Origin of the sequence: Streptomyces sp. Ncost-T10-10d (assembly GCF_900091955.1) — a bacterium.
Classification (GTDB): Bacteria; Actinomycetota; Actinomycetes; order Streptomycetales; family Streptomycetaceae; genus Streptomyces.
The window spans coordinates 57,414-77,219 of record NZ_FMDF01000220.1; the positions used below are offsets into that span (position 1 = coordinate 57,414).

Below are 19,806 nucleotides of genomic sequence, written 5' to 3' on the forward strand. Positions count from 1 at the left end.
GTCGCCACACGGCCTCGCCGTGCGGTGCCTGTGTGGCGAGTTCGGCGCGGGCACCGGGCTCGCGTTCAGCGCAGGTCGGCCCGAGCGGGGGTGTCGTCGAGGAAGCCGCCCGATTGATGCTGCCACAGCTTCGCGTAGGCGCCGTGCGACGCGAGCAACTCCTGGTGCGTGCCCTGCTCGACGATCCGTCCGCGGTCGAGGACGACGAGCCGGTCCATGGTGGCGACCGTGCTCAGCCGGTGTGCCACCACGAGCGCAGTCCGCCCCTCCATGAGCCGCCACAGAGCCTCCTGGACGAGGATTTCGCTCTCGGAGTCCAGTGCGCTGGTCGCCTCGTCGAGCAGCAGGATCGGCGCGTCGCGCAGGATCGCCCTGGCGAGGGCGACCCGCTGGCGCTGTCCGCCGGACAGCTTTACACCGCGCTCGCCCACCATGGTGTCGAAGCCTTCCGGCAGCGCGTCGGCGAACTCTGTGACATGCGCCGCCTCGGCCGCGCGGCGGATCTCGGCGTCGGTGGCGTCCGGCCGGGCGAACGCGATGTTGTCCCGCAGCGTGCGGTGGAACATCGCGGGGTCCTGCGGCACGTAGGCGATCAGGCTGCGCAGGTCGGCCTGGCGCAGCATGCTGATGTCCTGCCCCCCGATCAGGATGCGGCCGGCGTCGATGTCCGCCATGCGCAGCAGCAGCCGGCTGAGCGTGGTCTTGCCCCCGCCGGACCGGCCGACGAGACCGATTTTCGCCCCGCTGGGCACAGCCAGGTCGAGGCCCTCGAAGAGCGGCTCGGCGCCTGCGTGGGCAAAGGTCACGTGCTCGAAGTGGACATCAGCGGTCCGGGACAGCAGCGGCTCCGGCGCGGCCGGGTCGAGAACGGTCGGTGGCCTCAGCAGCAGTTCGGTGAACTGAGCGGCTTCCGTCATCGAGCTCTCCAGGCGGCGGTAGATCTGGTTGAACTCGAACATGATCCGCGTGGCGTTCGTGTAGTACGTGAAGGCGACCACGATCGCCTCCACGCCGTGCCCGCCCCCGCCGATCGCGACCGCGAGCAGCAGGCCCAGCGCGTTGGTCAGCACGGACATCGGCGCTACCAGTGTGTCGATGCGCAGGTTGCCGTAGTCCCACGACCGCAACGTGAGCCGCCGCGACACCGCGACGCGGGAGCGGTGCTCGGCGGCCTCGCGCTCCTCGGCGGCGAACGCCCGGACCGTGTCCATGTTCATCAGGCTGTCGGCGACGTGGCCCGACACCCGGGCGATTGCCTCCTCACGCTGGTCGACGAGCGTCTGACGGCGGCGGATGAGGGGGGTCACGCACAGCGCCGTCAGTGCGATCATCGCCAAGAGCCCGACAACGAGAAGCGGTTCGTAGCGCCAGAGCACCACCGAGCCGAACAACAGGGGCACGAAGCTGCCCACGACCGAGAACGTCAGTGTGTCGACGAACTCCTCGAAGCGGGACGCGAAGCTCAGGACCCGCTTGGTCAGCGACCCGGCGAAGTTGTCGTGGAAGAACGTGGCGTCCTTGGCGAACAGCTCGTCCATCCCGATCACGTACAGGTGCTCGATGCCGAGAGCGTCGAGGCGGTTCAGGCAGTGCAGGCCGACGCGCCACAGCGTCTCCGCGAGCAGCAGGACGCCGGCGAAGCCGAGAATGTAGGGCAGCGTCGAGCCGATGGTGATTCCGGAGTCGCCGGCGATCCGGCCCACGAGCTTCGCGACGAGCAGCGGCGCGATGTAGTTGATGCCGATATTGCCCAGCGCCGGCAGCAGCATCGCGGGCACCGTCAGCCGCTTGAGCCGGGCCAACTCCCGCCCGTAGTAACGAAGGGCGAGGAGCACCGAGCCCCCGCCGGGCGGAACCTCGCGTAATTCAGGCACTCCCATACCACCCCTGTGTTGTCCTGCGGCAGCTCGTCACGCGCTTCTCCGGGGAGAAGTCGTTGCCTCATGTCCGTGCGGAGTTCCGGTTCGAGTGAGTGCCTTCGCCCAGGTCGTCTTCCGAAGGCGGGGCACGACGGCGGAGCCCCCGCGCTGCTCGTGGCGATGCATCCGTGCGAGTACGGGGAGGCCAGGAATCGCAGTGTCCCGCGGGGCCGCCCGCGGTGTCCAAGCGTTTTTTCAGCCGACGGTGACCCGCAGCCGCTGCGCAGGCGCCGGCGAGGCCCGCTCCCCGACGAGTACCCCGCCGGGGAGCGGCCCATTTTCACGCCCGGAAGCGTGCCCGCCATGAACCTTGCTGGTGTGCGGCGATCCTGATCCCTGGGAGGTCATTTCCGTCAGCGTGATCGTGGCTCGATGGCAGATGCGCACGGTCTTGACTCGGGCGAGGGAGAGTCATCGGGCTGCCATGGAGGTCGCAGAGGCCAACCACCGGAGCGCGTCAGATGTTCTTTTCTGATGGCGCTGTCAGAGGCGCCGCGTAGATTCCGGTCATGCCCGAACCTTCGAGTGAAGATCTGAAGCGACTGCTGGACGACTTGCCGCCAGGCAGACTGACGGGACCGTGTCATCCTCCGCATCCGGTGGTGTGGATGAGCGACGGGCCGGTCTCGGACGCGGCCGACTGGTGGATGCGGCTGTACTCCCGCCGTTCTCAGACCAACCTCTACCCGCTGCTGCTCGAGTACCCCGACGATTCGGTCGAGCCCGTGGGCGGTGACTACGAGGTTGCCGCCGATGCCGCCTCATACTTCCGCAGCGAGTGGACGGACGATGCGTGGCCACCTTTCAAGGAGTGGCCAGGCCTCGCGACACCTGCCGCAACTGTGACCGACGCTGACGCGTGCGCGGCGGCACTGGCGACCGCAGTTGCCCGCGACGGCCGAGCCCGGTGTCTCGCACTCGTCCAGGTCGCGCGGGGCGCTGACGCGCCCGCTGCCCTGAGTTGGCTCGGCATGACCAATCACATGACTGCGCAGGAGCTGTCGGCTGTGCTGCGCTCCTGGGAGGACCGGTTTGGTGTCCGTGTTGTGGGCCTTGGGCATGGAAGCCTGTATGTCTCGGTTGCTGCTCCGCCGACAGACGTCCACCAGGCCCGTGTCCTTGCTGCGGAGCACTACCTCACCTGCCCGGACATCTTCTACGAATACCCGGAAGTGGACTGGTCCACGTATCACGAGGAGCTCATGAAGGATCGCGAATGGCGGTTCTGGTGGGACTGAGAGCCGTCTCTTTGGTGAGGCAGTGGTAGCAGATCAGCGCGGCGGCGATGCCTGCGAAGGCAAGGAAGTGCTCGGGCTTGCGTTAAGCCGGGCTCCACGGCGTTGATCCGCATGTTCGGGAATGCCTTCGTGTACTGCACGGTGATCACGTTGACCGCTGTCTTCGACGCCGGGTAGGCCACGCCCGGGCACGCGTACGAGGGGGCACCCGCAGTGGTGAGCCGGGTCAGCGAGGCCCGGCCGCTGCTGACGTTGCACACACCGCAGTCCCGGCGCGCGATGGAGACCGCGGTGGTCGCCGACCTGCGAATCACCGCCGGCCGGTACCCGGACGACCAGCAACTGTGTCGCCTGGTCGCAGAGTTGCGCACGAACAGCGACAGGTTCGCTGGACTTTGGGATGCGGGCGCCGTGGGTCAGCACGAGGCCGGGCGCAAGACCATCGAGCACCCACAGGTGGGGCCCCTGGCGCTGGACTGCGACGTGCTCAGCGTGGCGGGCAGCGACCTGCGCATCATGATCTGCACCGCCGAGCCCGGCACCCGGGACGCCGAGCACCTTGCGCTCCTCGCCGTCGTCGGTACCCAGACACTCATCGGATAGCCGCCCTGCCACAACCAATCCTCCCTCTCGGTTTCCGTCCGCAGGTCACCGGCCTGGGGCGGGGACGCAAGGCGAACAAGCCCGGGAACTCCGGAGCAGGGGGAATCAAGGTTCCGGCGCATCCTTCATGTACGGCTTCATGTACGGCGCAGGTGACATGCGGGTCGGAGAGGTTCCCGCCCCGCGCATCGTGGAGCCCACCGATGCGGTCGTGTGCGGGTCGGACCTGCCCCACCGCTGCACGCCTGCCAGCGACGAGGGCGTCCCCATGGGGGCGGAGTGCCTCGGGGGCGTCGAGGAGACCGGCCCCGAGGCCATGCAACCGAAACAGGGCGACTTCGTCATGGGCCTTGACCCAACTCATTGTACGAAGGGCTGGCCATCAGGATGACGCTCAGGGGACCCAACGGTAGAGCAGCACCTTGTTGAAGAGATCGTCCTCGACGTTGACCAGGTATTCCCCGGTGGAGCGCCGGACCGCGGAGATGCCGTAGGGGATGTCGACCCACCCGGTCCGGGTGACGCCGCCGACGTTGCTGCCGGGGAGCCAACTGCCGACGGCGCTTCCGTCGCCGGCCCTCCAGACCCAGACCTGGCCGCGGGTCTGGACACCGACCGTGAAGATGTAGTCGCCCGCCCACGCGAGGCCCACCGTGGTCACGCCCGGTGTCGCCGCGGTGTCCCATGGCAGGAGCATCGTCCAGGTTGCCGTTCGGTTGCCGGTGCTCCAACGGTCATAACGCGCCAGGACCTTGCCGGCCTCCTTCCAGTAAGCGTTCTCGAACGGTGCTGTGGGCGTGTACCCGGACATATACATGACGTCGCCGGCAACGTCGTAGTGCAGGCGGCGGACAGTGGTGAACGGCGCGGGCAGGGGGACCGTCACCATGCTGGCGTAGTCGTAGATCGGGTTGCCCTGGGTGTCGAAGCCCTGCAGGGGGAAGCGGCGCAGGTTGCGGTCCCCGCCCTCCCAGACGTCGCCATTGGTGTCGACGAACCAGACCCAGCAGTTGCCCGGGGAGTTCTGGCCGGTGCCCGTCTGGAGGTATTCGCCGGCTTCGAACGCCCCGTTCCCGCTCAGGTCGCGCCAGATCCATTCGCCCTGTGCCGGCTGGTACGGCGGCCATGTGGGGTCGTCGCCGGTCCAGTGCTGTTTGAAGAACGCACCGGACGGCTTGGCGATCTCGCCCTCGAAACGGTAGATGAGCAGGTGCGAGGAGTACATGCCGGTGATGTACATGTACAGCGAGCCGTTCTTGCGCACCAGCGTCGGAGAAGCGGCGTGGTGCTGGTGTCCGGTCAGGAACAGGCGTGCGTCCTGGGGGTACTTGACGGAGTCGAGGGAGTAGCCGCGCCAGGCGGCATCGCGCCCCGGTGGCTTCGTGACGTCGATGCGGTAATGGCACTGCTTGGTGTAGATGTCCAGCCCGTCGGACTGCGGGTCGAAGTCGGCGGCGTCGACGAAGGCGCTCCCCTGGAGCTGCCAGACCAGGTTTCCCAGGGGGTCGAACTTGCGGATCCATGACCCGAACTCGCACATGGCGACGTACACGTTGCCCGCCGAGTCACCGCCGACTCCGGTGATACCGAAGAATTTGTCGGCGATGTTGCGGCCCGGCGTTCCGGCCCCGATACCGCCGGCGAGGCCCAGGCTTCGCGCCAGCACCGGCGTCCCGGAAAGGTTGCCGTACGTGTGCACCTGGCGGAGTGGGCCGTTGTCGCCGACCAGCAGGTCGCCATGGACGTCGATCGCCAGCGAGGTCGGGATCCAGCCGCCCACAGGCCCGTTGATGGTTCCCGGTAACGCGGTCCCGGTGTTGGAGAAGTGCAGGATCCTCGCCGGGCGCGCGGAATCGATGTGCCAGAAGTGTCCGTCGTTCGTGTCCCGTGTGACGTTCTCGACGACCCAGATGCCGCCGTCGGCGTCGATCGCGACCGCCCCCGGCTTGTTGACGCTCCAGCTCCGCAGGAGCGATCCGGTGGCCGCGTCGAACACCTTCACCTGGTTGGACACCCGGTCGGTGGCCACCACCTGCGTCGCCGAAGCGGCCGCTGCGGCCGGCGGGCTGCCCACGTTGAACGTCAAGGACGTGCCGGTGCCGTTCAGATTGAAGCGCGTCAGACCGTTGCCGACGGTGAGGTAGGCGTAGGACCGGTTGACCGCGACCGCGTCGCCGTTGGCGCCTTTGCAGTTCCCGACGAGGTGGCCGTCCTTGTAGATACCGGCATAGTTGCCGGCCTCGTCCCAGAAGCTGACGGTATAGACCGCGCCGTCGGGGGTGACGGCGATGTTGAAGATGAAGTCCTGCACCCACTCGGTGGCTCCGGAGAACGTGTTCCCGGTCCAGGAGGTGACGACGTCGGACGCGGTGACGTACGGGGAGGCGCCCGGCGTTGGTGCGGCGAGCTTTCCTGACGCGGCGTCGTCCGCAGCTGCCGCGGTGGCAGCGCTCTCGATGCAGAACGCACCGGCAAGTGCTGCGGCGATCGCGGCGTTCCTGCCGTGGGCCAGCGCCTGGCGGCGGGTCACCGCGCTCTTGCTGGGTGAGGGGAGGTTACGTTCCGGCGTCCTGTCGCTCATGATCAGGATCCTTTGCTCGGCGAGCCTCTTCCGGTTGTTCAGACGTCAAGTGACCGTTCACTTGACGTCGTTGAAGATAGAGTCGCTCAAGCAGTGCGTCAATCCATGTGAGTCAGCTTCCGCTGGGTGACCACGAGCCGTATGATCCGATGCTCCTCAAGTGAACGGTCATCGAGTAGGGGTCTTCGAGTGTCCGGTCGGCCGACACTGCGCACCGTCGCGGCCAAGGCGGGTGTCTCGCACCAGACGGTCTCCCGGGTGGTGAACGGCGACCCCACGGTCACCGACGGCATTCGGGACAAGGTGCTCTCCGCCATGCGTGTGCTCGACTACCGCCCGAGCGCGGGCGCTCGCGCCCTCGCGAGCGGGCGCACCGAGGTCGTCGGCGTCGTCCTTCCGCACAACCCCGGCTTCGCCTTCTCCAACGACCACCTGATCCGCCTGGTCGGGGGCGCGGACCAAGAACTGGCCGCCCGCGGCTACGGCCTGCTGCTGTCCACCCGCGAGGTGCCCGACGACGCGGCCTCGGCCCACCGGCGCTTCACCCGGCGCCGCCAGGTCGACGGGCTGCTCGTGGAGGCCGGGGCCGGCGGGGAGGCGCTGCCCGCGCTGCGGTCGGCCGGCTATCCCACCGTCGTCATCGGCTACACCGACGAAGACGTCTACCGCGTCCATCCCGACGACGAGGGCGGCGCCTATGCCGTCACCCAGCACCTGCTCGCCCTGGGACACCGCCGCATCGGCGTCGTCAACGGCCCGGTGGAGAACCGGCTCGCCATGGCCGCCCGGCTGCGAGGTCTGCGTCGCGCCTTCGCCGATGCCCGCCGTACGATCCCCGACGACCTGGTGGAACACGGCGACTTCACCGCCGCGTCCGGCTACGCCGCGGCCGGACGGCTGATGACACGACCCGAGCCGCCCACCGCGATCTTCGCCTTCAACGACAGCATGGCGTTCGGCGCGATGCGCTGGCTGCGCGAGCACGGACGAGCCCTGCCGACGGACGTATCCGTGGCGGGCTTCGACGACACCACAGCCGCGGAACTCGTCGACCCCGCGCTGACCAGCGTCAGCCTGCACAGCGCCGACGTGGGCCGGTTGGCCGCGCGGATCCTGCTCGACGTCCTGGACGGACGGCCCCCGGCGCAACGCGAGAACGTCACGCCCAGCACCCTCGAGGTCCGCGCGTCGACGGCACCGCCCCCCATGCCGAACTGATCCGAACGCAGGGAAAGGACAGCCGAACCGATGGACCACACGCAGCTCTGCCGCACCGCGAACGCGTACGTCGAGGACGTGTCACCCGGCAACGGCCGGGCACGGCCCCGTGCGTCGTTCCGCTCCGACGCACCGGCGATCGAACTGGACGGCTCATGGAGCTTCCGGCCGGCCGCCGGGCTGCACGACCTGACCCCGGGATTCGAGAACCCCGCGTTCGACGCGGACGCCTGGACCCGCATCGCGGTGCCCTCGTGCTGGCAGATGGACGGTCTGCCAGGGCCCACGAGGTTCGGCGCACCCGCCTACACGAACATCACGTACCCGATCCCGGTCGACCCGCCCCGGGTGCCCGACGACAACCCGACGGGGGAGTACCGCCGGGAGTTCGAGGCCGAAGAGGGCTTCGCCGACGGGGGAGCGGCGGTCCTCAGGTTCGAGGGTGTGGACTCGTGTTTCGCGGTCTGGCTGAACGGGGTGCGGCTGGGCGACGGCAAGGGCAGCCGGCTGCCGACCGAGTTCGATGTCACGAACGTGCTGTGCCCCGGACGTAATGTGCTGGCGGTCCGGGTGCACCAGTGGTCCGCCGGAACCTACCTGGAAGACCAGGACATGTGGTGGCTGTCGGGGATCTTCCGCTCGGTGCGGCTGCTGGCCCGGCCCGCCGGGGGCATCGCCGACTTCTTCGTCCACGCCGACTACGACCACCGCACGGGCCTGGGCACGCTGCGCATCGACGTCGAGGGCGAGGAAGCCCGGCTCACCGTCCCGGAACTCGGGCTCGTCGACGCCGACCCGGCCGGACCGCACACCGTGGCCGGTGTCACGCCCTGGAGTGACGAACAACCACACCTCTATCGGGGCGAGTTGACGACGGCGGCGGAACGTGTGCCGATCCGGATCGGCTTCCGGCGGATCACGGTCGAGGGCGGCGTGCTGAGCGCCAACGGCAAGCCACTGCTGTTCCGTGGCGTCAACCGGCACGAATGGCATCCGGTCACCGGACGGACACTGGCATACGAGACGATGCTCGCCGACGTGCTGTTGATGAAACGGCATCACATCAACGCAGTCAGAACGAGTCATTACCCGCCGGATTCGGCCTTCCTCGACCTGTGCGACGAGTACGGGCTCTGGGTGATCGACGAATGCGACCTGGAGACGCACGGTTTCTCGAAGAACGCCTGGCGGGGCAATCCCGGTGCCGACCCGGCCTGGCGGGCGGCGCTGCTCGACCGGGCCGAGCGGATGGTGGAACGGGACAAGAACCATCCCAGCGTTGTGATCTGGTCGCTGGGCAACGAGTCGGGCACCGGGGCGAACCTGGAGGCCATGGCCGCATGGATCCGCGACCGGGACCCGGACCGCCTCATCCACTACGAGGGCGACTGGGAGAACTGTGTTTGCACCGACCTCTATTCGGTGATGTACCCGGACCATTCCACGGTGGCGGCGATCGCCTGCGGACAGGAACCGCTGACCGGTGACCCCGCGAACGACGCGCGACGGCGCGCCATGCCGTTGCTGCTGTGCGAGTACGGGCACGCCATGGGCAACGGGCCCGGCGGACTGCGTGAGTACCAGGAACTGTTCGAGGCACATCCGCGACTGGCCGGAGGCTTTGTCTGGGAGTGGATCGACCATGGCATCGCGCGGCGAGGCATCGGCGGAACGCTGTATCACGCCTATGGCGGGGACTTCGGGGAGTCCGTCCACGACGGCAACTTCGTCATCGACGGGCTGCTGTTCCCGGACCGCACCCCCTCGCCCGGACTCCTGGAGTACGCAAAGGTCATCGAGCCGGTCAGGATCGAGGCCGCTCCGGGCCGGGGCATCGTGGTCCGCAACCTCCACCACACACGTGACACCGGTTATCTCAGGTGGACTTGGCGCCTGGAGGTGGACGGTGTCCCCGTGGCCGAGGGCGAGTGGGACGTCCCGGTGATCGGGCCCGGCGCGCAGAGCCCTGTCGACCGGCCCGACTCCCTGGCCAAGGCCGTCGACACGGCCGGGCCAGGAGAACACTGGCTGACCGTGAGCGCCGAACTCGCCGCGAACGAACCCTGGGCCGACGCCGGCCACACCGTTGCCTGGACCCAGATCGGTCCGGGCGCCGACAGTGCCCCGCAGGCCGTTCTGCCGGATGCCCCACCGGCACGCGGAGGCGGCGGCCGGGTCACGGAACCGCGCCGTGACGGTGACACGATCACGCTGGGCGCCGCCCGGTTCGACGCGATCACCGGAACCCTGGTCCGCCTCGGCGAACTGCCCCTGCGCGGGCCCCGAGTCGATGTGTGGCGGGCGCCGATCGACAACGACCGGTTCTCACCGCTGGGCGTGGCATGGCAGCAGGCCGGACTGGACCGCCTCCAGCACAAGGTCCTGGCGGTCGAGACGGACTTCGACGGGATCACCGTACGGACCAGGATCTCCCCGGCGGGCTCGGACCTCGCCCTGCTCGCCGACTACCACTGGAGTGCCGAGGACGGGAACCGGCTCGTACTGACCATCGACACCGCACCGACGCGGCCGTGGCCCGTCCCGCTGCCCAGGCTCGGCGTCGCGATGACCCTGCCGGGCGAGTTCGACCAGGTCGCCTGGTTCGGCCTCGGACCCGGTGAGGCCTACCGGGACAGCGACACCGCGGTGCGGCTCGGACGGTACGAGAGCACCGTCGAAGCCATGCAGACCCCTTACGTGCGCCCGCAGGAGAACGGCAACCGGAGACACCTCCGGTGGGCCCGCCTCACCCGTTCCCGTCCCGGCGGTTACGGCACCGGCGGCATCGAGATCACCGGCGGCCCGTGGTTCGACCTGACCGTGAAACCCTGGTCCACACAGGCGTTGCAGAGTGCGGCCCACGCCGCCGGCCTGGAACCCGACGGCCTCGTCCACCTCAACCTCGACCTCGAACACCACGGCCTCGGCAGCGGCTCCTGTGGGCCTTCCGTCCAGCCACGGCATCATCTGGCCGCGGTTCCGGCCCGTTTCACTCTCGGGATCAGGCCCATCGAAGGGGAGGCCGGCGATGGCGTAGGGTGATCCGCGGGCCTCGGCGGCTGTGTGGTTGCCCAGCGGGACAACGTTGGCACCCTCACAGCGCCATGTCGCCGAGAGGAGCGTTCCGTCCATGAGTACACCGGGTCCGAGCACGACCGGGCCGCGGCGCCCGACGATGGTCGACGTCGCACGCGAGGCCGGCGTCAGCCTCAAGACCGTCTCGCGCGTGGTGAACGGCGTGTCGACCGTCGATCCGGAGTTGGCCGAGCGCGTGCTGGCCGCGGTGACCCGGTTGGGGTTCCGGCGCAACAACAAGGCCCGAGACCTGCGTTCGCGCAGTACGTCGGCGACGGTCGGACTGCTCATCGAGGATCTGGCCAACCCCTTCTACGCGGGCATCGCCGCTGCGGCGGCACAGTGCGCCCTGGAGCACGACACGCTGCTGATCACGGCCAGTTCGGAGGAGGACGCCGATCGCGAGCGCAAGCTCCTGCTGCAGATGTGCGAGCACCGGGTCGACGGGCTGCTGGTCGTGCCCGCCGGCAGCACCGCCGACCACGTCTACCTGCGCGCCGAGATAGAGATGGGCACCCCGGCCGTCTTCCTCGACCGCCCGCCCACCAACCTGCGCGCCGACACCGTGCTCATCGACAACGCGGCGGGCGCGCGGGCTGCGATAGAGAACCTGGTGGCTCGCGGTCATGAACGGATCGGCGTGCTGTCGGACTGGCTGAGCATCCATCCCATGGCCGAGCGGCTGTCGGCCGCCGAGAGCGCGCTGGAGGGTGCCGGGCTGCCGTACCGGCCCGATCTGATCCGGTACGGCCTGCACACACTGCGCGACACCGAGGCCGCGGTCGAGCGGATGCTCTCGGCGCCGCAGCCGCCCACCGCGCTCTTCGCCCTCAACAACCGGATCACGCTCGGAGCCCTCGGCGCGTTGAACCGGCTGGGGCAGGACCTGGACGTGGTCGGTTTCGATGACTTCGAGACCGCCGGTCTGATGGCGCGTCCGCTGACCGTCGTCTCCTACGACGTGCGTGCCATCGGCAGGATCGGCGCTGAACTTCTGTTCAAGCGCATCGCGGGGGACACGTCGCGCCCCAAGACGGTCGTCATTCCCACGACCCTCGTCGAGCGCCGCACGGCCGGGGCCGCGACGGAGAACCTCACCGTCGCACCGGACGCCGCCCGCTAGGCGCGTCCGGCAAGCGCGTCGCGCCCGGCGGGAACGGGAAGCGCCGGACATCGCTCAGGTGTGACTTCCGTGTCTTCAGGCCCTGTTGGGCGAGGTGAGGCGCCGGGGGAGAACCTGGGCGCCGTCTGCGCGACCCCCTGGGCAACCGGGCGCCGACAGTCGTGCTGAACCTCTAGGCAACGTTGTCTCGACTGGCTATGGTTCAGAACCGACCCGGGAAGGGCGACGACTACGGCCTTGTGCCGGTACAGCTCGCGTCGCACCGGTCGACGGCCTCCAGTTCATTGCCATCGGCTACCTGACCAGGGGCGATCGTCCCGTGAATCGACGGGAAAGCTACTGATGCAAGGCCAACACCTTCAGACCGATGGAGGTGTCCTGAGCGGGTGTGCTGCACTTCTAGGCAACGTTGTCTCAGCTCGCGTGTTTTGAGGGTCGGATCTCGAAGGAGGGAATCGGAGATGGCCGACATCATGGATCTGGTGCAGTTGTGGGCCGACCATGACGCACTCCACGTGCACGGCATCGAGGTAGCTCTGCTGACCGAAGGCCCGCGTCCCGAGGTGGAGCACGACGAGGACGGCGCGGTGATCCACCTTCAGGCCGGCCCGGCCGGACCGACGTTGCTGCGTCTGGCCGTTCCGATCGGCGACGCCGTCGGCTACTGGCACCCGGCGGCGGGCTGGGACCGGCACCTGGTCGCGGACTGGGCCAGCGGCTGGCGCAGCGTCGGCCTCGTCGACTCGGCGCCGCTGGGCTGCCTGTACGATGCGGCCGGCTCGACGCTGCTGGCGTTCGCGTCCGACCGGGTCACGGCGACGACCAGGATCCGGTTCGGCGTCGCGGAGGCCACGGCCCGCTTCGGGGTCTGGCTGGCCATGGAGCTGAGTCAGGGAGAAGGCTGCCGCGTACGCGTCCAGGCCCCGGGGCGGTCCTTCGCCTACACGACGCGGGCCCTGACACGCCGGCTCCATGACGGCGACGAACTGCCCACGCCCGAAGCGGCCCGCACCCCGGCCTATTCGACCTGGTACTCGCTGCACCGGGATGTGGACGCGACGCGTGTCGAGGCCGAGGCGGCGCGCGCGGCCGAGGTCGGTTGCGGGGTGCTGCTCCTGGACGACGGCTGGCAGCGACGAGCCCAAGGACCCGGCTACTCCGGCAGCGGCGACTGGACGCCGGACCCGGCGAAATTCCCCGACTTCGCCGCGCACGTCAAGACCGTTCAGGGCCTCGGGCTGCGCTACCTGACCTGGGTCGCCCCGCTGCTGCTCGGCGAACGCACCCTGGTGTACGAGGAGTTGAGGGAATTTGCCGCACATGCCGTACCGCGTCTTTCGTGCCGTGTCCTCGACCCGCGCCACGAGGAGGTCCGGCGGTTCGTCACCGAGGCCTGCGTGGACCTCGTACGCCGCTACGGCCTGGACGGACTGAAGATCGACTTCCTGGACTTCGCGATGGTCTACGCCCTGGAGGAGGGCGGCCGGGCCGGGACTGATGTCGGCGTGGCGATGCGGCTGCTGCTGACCGAGCTGCGCGAAGGGCTGCGCGAAGTGCGCGGCGACGAACTGCTCGTCGAACTCCGGCAGCCCTACACCGGTCCGGGCATGCTCGGCTTCGGCAACCTCCTGCGCGCCGAGGACTGCCCGGCCGACGCGACCGCCAACCGGGTGCGGACGCTGGACATCGCCGCCGCCACCACGACCGGATCCGTCCACTCGGACATGCTCATGTGGGATCCCGGGGCGACGGTGGAGGCGGCGGCCAGGCAACTCCACTCGGCCCTGTACGCGACCCCGCAGATCTCCGTGCCACTGGCCGGGCAGTCCGCCGATCACCACGCGATGACGGCCTTCTGGCTCGGGTTCTGGCGGGAGCACCGCGATGTCCTCACCCGCGGCGAGATCCGCGCGGGACGGCCCGACCAGCTCTACGAGACGGTGATCGCGAGCGCCGGGAAGCGAGCCGTGATCACCTACTACGCCGAACACCGTGTCGCCCCGCTGCGTCTCGAAGCCTTCACCGAGACCGCCCTCGTCAACTCCACCGCCGCCGCGCACGTGGCCCTGGACGTCGACGGCCGTGCCGTAGAGGTCCGGCTGGACGCGGCGGACGCCTGTGGCCGGCCCGCCGGCTCGTCCGTCCGGATCCTGGGCCCCGGCCTGCACTCGATCCCCGTTCCCCCTCCGGCCTGTGTCTGCTCAGGCCGGTGTCGCCCGCGGATTGCCCGCGCTGACATCTGGAGAGGTCCGCTCGTGTCCGACAGCCAAGATCGACGTCCTCGTACCACCGCGGAATCGCCGGCCCCTGGCGGGATGTCCCGCCGCACACTCGTGGGCCTGGGGGCGGCGACCGTCCTCGGAGCAACGGCCACCGGCGTCCTGGCGCCGCACGCCCAGGCCGCCGGACGGGTCGCCCCGCAGGCCGCCGCGGCGGCGCCCGCGGTCACCCTCGCCTTCTCCGACCCGACCGGGCTCTACCCGGTCGACGGCGACGCCCCGGCGACTCCCGAGCTGCTGGTCACCGTGACCAGCCCCACCGCGCTGAACGGAACCGTCGCCTGGTCCCTCTCGGCCCGGAACGAGTCCCCCGGAAGCGGCACGGAGCCGTTCGAGGCGGCGCCGGCCACCCCGAGCACCGTCAGGATCCCGCTCGGTTCGCTCGGCCCCGACTACTACCTGGTCACCGCGACCGTCACGGACTCGGCCGGGACGCAGTTGCTCGCGCAGACCGTCGGGTTCGGCGTGATCCGGCCCACGGTCGCGGGACGACGTCCGCGGTCGGTGTTCGGCATGGGCATCCGGTCGGAGTCCACCCCGGCGATCACCAAGCAGATCGCGCAGCGCATGGGAGTGAAATGGACCCGGGGTGTCGCCTCCGTCCAGCCGGACACCGTGTCCCCGCGAGCGGGGGTGTTCTGGCAGCAGCCCCAGATCGACGTCGCCCGGGCGGAGATAGCCGACTGGCACGAGCACGGGATCGAGCCCCTCGGCGGCATCAACTACAACATGTCGTGGAACGTCCAGCCGGGCCCGAACGGCGAGCCGCTCAAGCTCTACCAGAACCGGCCCAAGGACATGGCCGCGCACGTCGAGATGGTCTACCACGCGATCGCTCCGTTGCAGGACCTGGTCCCCAACTGGGAGCTGTGGAACGAGCCGTGGGTCCACGGCTGGACCTGGAAGACCGGCGACGCACAGGACTACCGGGACATGTGCCGGATGATCTGGGAACGGGTGAAGCCGGAGTACCCGGACGTGAACCTGATCGGCGGCGGCTCGGTCTCCTACAACCGCGACATCGTCTACGCCCAGGGCTCCAGGGACACCGGCTACATCGACGGTTCGGTCAACCACGCCTACGGCTACCCCGACGCGACGCAGTACGCGATGGCCAAGACACAGATCAAGATGGACAAGCTCTGGTCGCGGACGAACGGGCGCGCCGGGCAGTGGCAGACCGAACTGGGCACCGCCACCCGCTACAACTTCGCGGACCTGCCGGCCGAGGAGGCCGCCTACGGGGTGGCCCGGACGCTGGCCCCGACCTATCTGCTGCACATGCTCGCCGGTGCCGAAGAGGACTCGCCCATCCGGATCTTCTGGTTCTCCCTCTCCTACGACAAGGGCTACTCCGGCGACGACTTCAACATCTACGACGCGAAGACCAAGACCCCCCGGCCCGTGGTGGTCGCCTACGCCACGATGACGAACCTGCTCGAAGACTCAGCATTGCAGGAGGAGTTGTACCCGGACGCGAAGTCCACGTGGGGCTTCCTCTTCCGTGGCGCGGACGGCAGGGGCAGGGCCGCCGTCTACGCCGACCAGCTCTACGACGGCACCGACGAGCACCAGAGCGCCGGCTACACCGGCACTCTCACCCTGAACGACGCCCGCGGCATCCGTGCCTACGACCACCTCGGGCGCCGGCTCACCGACGGCAGGGCGTCCTGTGTCACGCTGACGCTGAAGCCGTGGGAGACCGTCTACTTCGACAGCGACCTTTCACCGGCGGCGCTCCGCAAGGCCCTGACCGAGGACGCGCACTTCGACTACACCACGCCGCTGCACGTCAGCCCCCTGTCCTTCGTGAAGCCACTGGACTCGACGAGCACGATCGACGTGCGGGTGGAGAACGTCACACCGAAGACGCTGGACGCGTCGCTGAGGATCAACCCGCCGCAGGGCTGGCGGGTGGCGCCGCGGACGGTGCCGGTCAACGGGATCAGGCCCGGGGAGTCCCGCGTCATCTCCTTCCCCGTCATGGAGTTCGAGGTCAGCGAGAAGAACCAGTACACGGTCGGATACGACGTCACCGTGGCTCACCGGCCGGGCTCGCGCCAGAGCGGATCGCAGACAGTACAGGTCGCCTGTCTACCGTTCCGGCACATCACCGTCGGCGGGAGCGCCAGCCAGTGGAACGACGTCGTTCCGGTGACGATGACCAGCGTGACCGCGGCCGGTGACAGCAAGTCCTACTCGTTCCAGGCCGCCTGGGACGACGCCTTCCTGTACGTCAGAGCCCTGGTCGAGGACGACCTGCACGTGTCCAACGCGGCGTTCACGGTCGACGCGTACAAGTTTCCGTTCCAGGCGGACAGCATCCAACTGGCTTTCGACGCCACGGCCGACAAGACCGAGGATCTGCTGGCCGGTGACCCGCACTACGAGAAGTGCCTGAGGTCGATCTCTCACCTGTACGTCGCCACCCTGGCCACCGGGGGCCGTTCCGAGCTGCATCGACAACTGGCCCCGGGCACCAACTACCAGACGTTCTACCCGACCAACGCGGTGCTCCCGACGCCGCTCGGTCCGATGGACGCACAGCAGGCCGACGGCACCGAGGGCCGGGTACTCATCTCCAGGGACGACGCCAACAGGCAGACCAGATACGAGATCGCCCTCGCTTGGAGTCAACTTCCGGAACTGGCGGCCGAGGTGAGAGCCGCGCGTCCCGGGAGCGTCACCAGGGCCGCATTCGCCGTCCAGGTGCAGGACGCCGGAGCGACCGGTCACGGCGCCACCTACTGGACGACACAGGCGGCGCACCCGACGTCGGGCTGCTACAACTTCGCCCCCTTCTGGGGCACCGGCGCGCAGTTCACCGGCGGTCGCGTCGACACCCGGTGGGGCATCGGGCGCTGAGCGCGCTCGACCATCCGCGGACGCCCGGCCATTCGCGGCGCCCGCCCCGCGGGAGTCCGGCGGCAGTCCGACGGCCGGGCGGCTCCCGTCGTCGGACTCCGGCCCGCCCCGTACGCACAGTCAGGGATCCCGACCGACGTACCGGACCGAACAAGGCCCAGCGATACCCGTCAGCCCGGCGCTCGCACTCGCGGCGAGCGCCGGCCCGGAACCAGGAGCCACACCCGTGAGCGACACCGCCGACAAACCCATCGAGCCTCCGTGGGCGCAGACCTCCGGCGTCCGGATCACCTCGGTCCGGGCCATCCTCACCGCACCGGCCGGTACGACGCTCGTCGTCGTCCGGGTCGACACCAGCGAACCCGGACTGTACGGACTCGGCTGCGCCACCTTCACCCAGCGGGCGGCCGCGGTCGCCACCGCGGTCGACGACTACCTTGCGCCGCAGCTGATCGGGCGCGACCCCGCCGACATCACCGACATCGCGTCGACCCTGCACGTCAGCGGCTACTGGCGCTCGGGTCCGGTGCTCAACAACGCGCTGTCCGGGGTGGACATGGCGCTGTGGGACATCAAGGGGAAGCAGGCCGGACTCCCGGTATGGCAGCTTCTCGGCGGCCGGTGCCGCACCGCGGTGCCCCTGTACGCGCACGCCCAGGGTCGGGACGCCGAGGAGGTCGCCGACGAGGTTCGCGACCTGATGTCCCAGGGCTATCAGTATGTGCGCTGCCAGGTCGCCGTCCCCGGCGCGGGCACCTACGGGGCGCCGGCCGCCGCTGCCCCGGCCGGCTCCCGCCCGCCCCTCACCCCGAACGCCTGGGACCCGGCGGCGTACCGGCGCACCGTCCGGGAGCTGTTCGGTCATCTGCGCCAGGAGCTGGGCACCGAGGTCGAGTTGATCCACGACGTCCACGAGAGGGTTCATCCCACCGACGCCGTACGGCTCGCGAAGGACCTGGAGCCGTACGACCTGTTCTATCTGGAGGACCCGGTCGCGCCGGAGGACATCGAGTGGCTCCGGACCCTGCGCAGCCGGTCCGTGACGCCCATCGCCATCGGTGAACTGTTCACCAACCCCGCCGAGTACCGGCCGGTCGTCCAGGAGCGGCTGTGCGACTTCATCCGTGTCCACATCTCCGCCATCGGCGGCATCACCCCGGCCTGGCGGCTCGCGAACGCCTGCGAACTCTTCGGGGTACGGACCGCGTGGCACGGCCCCGGTGACGTCTCGCCGGTCGGCCATGCCGCCAACCTGGCCCTGGACCTGGCCTGCCCGAACTTCGGGATCCAGGAACAGCACCTGTTCGGGTCCGCCGCGCAGGAGGTGTTCCCCGGCTGTCCCGTGATCCGCGACGGCCACCTGTGGCCGAGCACCGCACCCGGACTCGGTATCGACCTCGACGAACGCCTTGCCCTGAAGCACCCGCCCCAGTTCCCCGCCCCCGGTAGTGCGTGGAGGCCGCCGCGACGAGCCGACGGTGCCCTCCAACGCCCCTGACCGACCGCCCGAAGGAGCCCGACCCATGAGAACCCGTACACCATGCACGATCCTCGCAGCGACCGTCTGCCTGACCACGGTCCTCGGCGCCTGCACCACCCCGTCCTCCGGAAGCGGCGGCGGCAGCGGAACGAAGCAGAACGTCACGCTGACCGTCGCGGAGTGGACCAACCCCGGCGCGGTCGAGTTCACCAAGGAGCTCAACGCCAAGTTCGAGAAGGCGCATCCGGGGGTCACCGTCAAGCTGCAGACGGCGCCGACCGCCAACGGCGCCTGGCAGCAGCTGTGGAACAGCATGCTGCACTCCAAGTCGGTCGACGTCCTCGCCCAGTTCGCGCCGACCCAGCAGGGCTACGCCCCCGATTACACCGATCTCGAGCCCGGCGGATCGGCAGCCCTCATCACATCGGGGCAGCTGACCGACCTGAAGGACCAGCCGTTCATGAAGCGCTACGACGCGGCGGACCAGGCTGCCGCAGTCGGTTACAAGGGCGGCGTCTACGGTGTGATGGCCGCGGAGTACGTCGGTGCGGGCGCGCTCTGGTACAAGAAGGACCTGCTCGAGAAGTACCACGTGTCCCTCCCCACGACGTTCGAGGAGTTCCTGGGCGCCTGCGAAACCCTCAAGAAGGCCGGGGTGACGCCGATCTTCGTGTCGGCGAAGGACGGCATGCACGGCGGCGTGTGGCAGGGCATCGCCAACCAGACGCTCATGAAGGGGCATCAGCCCTCGGAATCCGTCAAGGTGTCCGAGGACCGGGCCACCGCCTTCTGGAAGGGCTCGCAGTCCTGGGCCGATCCGGTCTACAAGGAAATATCGCAGCAGCACCAGAAGGTCATGCGGTACATCGAGCCCGGGGCCTCGGGCGTGTCTCAGCAGACCGCGCCCGGCGTCTGGGCCGCGCAGAGCGACAACTACCCGTTCCTGCTGGACGGTTCCTGGGACGGAGCGGCCGTGCAGCAGGCCAACCCGAAGCTGAACCTGGGGTTCTTCGTCATGCCGGGCACCGATGACCCAGCGGCCAACCGCGTCGCGTTCAAGCCCGACCTGAGCTGGGTGGTGCCGGCCTCGACGAAGCACAAGGATCTGGCGATGGAATGGCTCGCGATGTTCTCCGAGCCCGAGAACTACAAGAAGTGGCTGGCCGCGACCGGCTCCATCTCCACCCAGCCGGAGCTGAAGAACACCAGCCTGCCCTGGATGGACTGGCTCAACAGCCACATGGACGACGCCTACCCGCAGCTCACCAACCCGTGGGTGCCGGCCGGGGCGCCGCTCGACGCGGCCGGTCCCGACCTGTACAAGCTGGCGCCGATCGGCGGCGACAGCATCGACACCATCCTGTCCCGCGCGGCATCGGCCTACCGCAAGTCGGTCGACAAGTAGCAAGCGCACCCACGGAAAGG

At 69.2% G+C, this 19,806-nt stretch carries 9 protein-coding genes and 2 pseudogenes; 8 read left to right on the plus strand and 3 right to left on the minus strand.

The window, feature by feature from the left end; genetic code table 11:
• Positions 1-65 precede the first annotated feature (65 nt).
• On the minus strand, positions 66-1,880 hold the full coding sequence (locus GA0115254_RS39160; protein WP_093900012.1) for an ABC transporter ATP-binding protein: 1,815 nt from the start codon (positions 1,878-1,880) through the stop codon (positions 66-68).
• A gap of 647 nt (positions 1,881-2,527) precedes the next feature.
• Between GA0115254_RS39160 and GA0115254_RS39165 the strand changes: the two genes are divergently transcribed.
• Positions 2,528-3,157, plus strand: a complete 630-nt coding sequence (locus tag GA0115254_RS39165; protein ID WP_256103009.1) for a DUF4253 domain-containing protein — start codon at positions 2,528-2,530, stop codon at positions 3,155-3,157.
• Positions 3,158-3,234: 77 nt separating this feature from the next.
• On the opposite strand, the pseudogene GA0115254_RS47025 reads toward GA0115254_RS39165, so the two are convergent.
• A pseudogene (locus GA0115254_RS47025) lies at positions 3,235-3,417 on the minus strand (short-chain dehydrogenase); the annotation flags it as partial.
• On the opposite strand from GA0115254_RS47025, the pseudogene GA0115254_RS39175 reads away from it, so the two are divergent.
• Positions 3,413-3,760, plus strand: a pseudogene (locus tag GA0115254_RS39175) (transcriptional regulator); the annotation flags it as partial. The pseudogenes GA0115254_RS47025 and GA0115254_RS39175 overlap by 5 nt on opposite strands.
• A gap of 394 nt (positions 3,761-4,154) precedes the next feature.
• On the opposite strand, the gene GA0115254_RS39185 reads toward GA0115254_RS39175, so the two are convergent.
• On the minus strand, positions 4,155-6,341 hold the full coding sequence (locus GA0115254_RS39185) for an NHL repeat-containing protein (protein ID WP_093900015.1): 2,187 nt from the start codon (positions 6,339-6,341) through the stop codon (positions 4,155-4,157).
• Positions 6,342-6,530: 189 nt separating this feature from the next.
• Between GA0115254_RS39185 and GA0115254_RS39190 the strand changes: the two genes are divergently transcribed.
• The 6 genes from GA0115254_RS39190 to GA0115254_RS39215 all read left to right on the plus strand — a co-directional run bounded on the left by GA0115254_RS39190 (position 6,531) and on the right by GA0115254_RS39215 (position 19,786).
• Positions 6,531-7,559 (plus strand): LacI family DNA-binding transcriptional regulator, encoded by a 1,029-nt coding sequence (locus GA0115254_RS39190; protein ID WP_176740474.1) that lies wholly within the window; start codon positions 6,531-6,533, stop codon positions 7,557-7,559.
• 30 nt (positions 7,560-7,589) lie between these two features.
• Positions 7,590-10,601 (plus strand): glycoside hydrolase family 2 TIM barrel-domain containing protein, encoded by a 3,012-nt coding sequence (locus GA0115254_RS39195; RefSeq protein ID WP_093900017.1) that lies wholly within the window; start codon positions 7,590-7,592, stop codon positions 10,599-10,601.
• A gap of 88 nt (positions 10,602-10,689) precedes the next feature.
• Complete coding sequence (locus GA0115254_RS39200) at positions 10,690-11,757, plus strand: LacI family DNA-binding transcriptional regulator (protein WP_218105619.1); 1,068 nt, start codon at positions 10,690-10,692, stop codon at positions 11,755-11,757.
• Positions 11,758-12,218: 461 nt separating this feature from the next.
• Positions 12,219-16,901, plus strand: a complete 4,683-nt coding sequence (locus tag GA0115254_RS39205; RefSeq protein WP_093900018.1) for an alpha-galactosidase — start codon at positions 12,219-12,221, stop codon at positions 16,899-16,901.
• A 226-nt stretch (positions 16,902-17,127) separates the two neighbouring features.
• Positions 17,128-18,399, plus strand: coding sequence for an enolase C-terminal domain-like protein (locus GA0115254_RS39210; RefSeq protein ID WP_093900019.1), 1,272 nt, complete (start codon positions 17,128-17,130; stop codon positions 18,397-18,399).
• Positions 18,400-18,424: 25 nt separating this feature from the next.
• Positions 18,425-19,786 carry an ABC transporter substrate-binding protein gene (locus GA0115254_RS39215; protein WP_093900020.1) on the plus strand — a complete coding sequence of 454 codons (1,362 nt, stop codon included), beginning with the start codon at positions 18,425-18,427 and terminating at the stop codon, positions 19,784-19,786.
• Positions 19,787-19,806: the final 20 nt, after the last annotated feature.

Coding starts and splice junctions, on each gene's coding strand:
- GA0115254_RS39160 (WP_093900012.1), bottom strand. CDS start 1,880: ATGGGAGTGCCTGAATTACGCGAGGTTCCGCCCGGCGGGGGCTCGGTG.
- GA0115254_RS39165 (WP_256103009.1), top strand. CDS start 2,528: ATGAGCGACGGGCCGGTCTCGGACGCGGCCGACTGGTGGATGCGGCTG.
- GA0115254_RS39185 (WP_093900015.1), bottom strand. CDS start 6,341: ATGAGCGACAGGACGCCGGAACGTAACCTCCCCTCACCCAGCAAGAGC.
- GA0115254_RS39195 (WP_093900017.1), top strand. CDS start 7,590: ATGGACCACACGCAGCTCTGCCGCACCGCGAACGCGTACGTCGAGGAC.
- GA0115254_RS39200 (WP_218105619.1), top strand. CDS start 10,690: ATGAGTACACCGGGTCCGAGCACGACCGGGCCGCGGCGCCCGACGATG.
- GA0115254_RS39205 (WP_093900018.1), top strand. CDS start 12,219: ATGGCCGACATCATGGATCTGGTGCAGTTGTGGGCCGACCATGACGCA.
- GA0115254_RS39215 (WP_093900020.1), top strand. CDS start 18,425: ATGAGAACCCGTACACCATGCACGATCCTCGCAGCGACCGTCTGCCTG.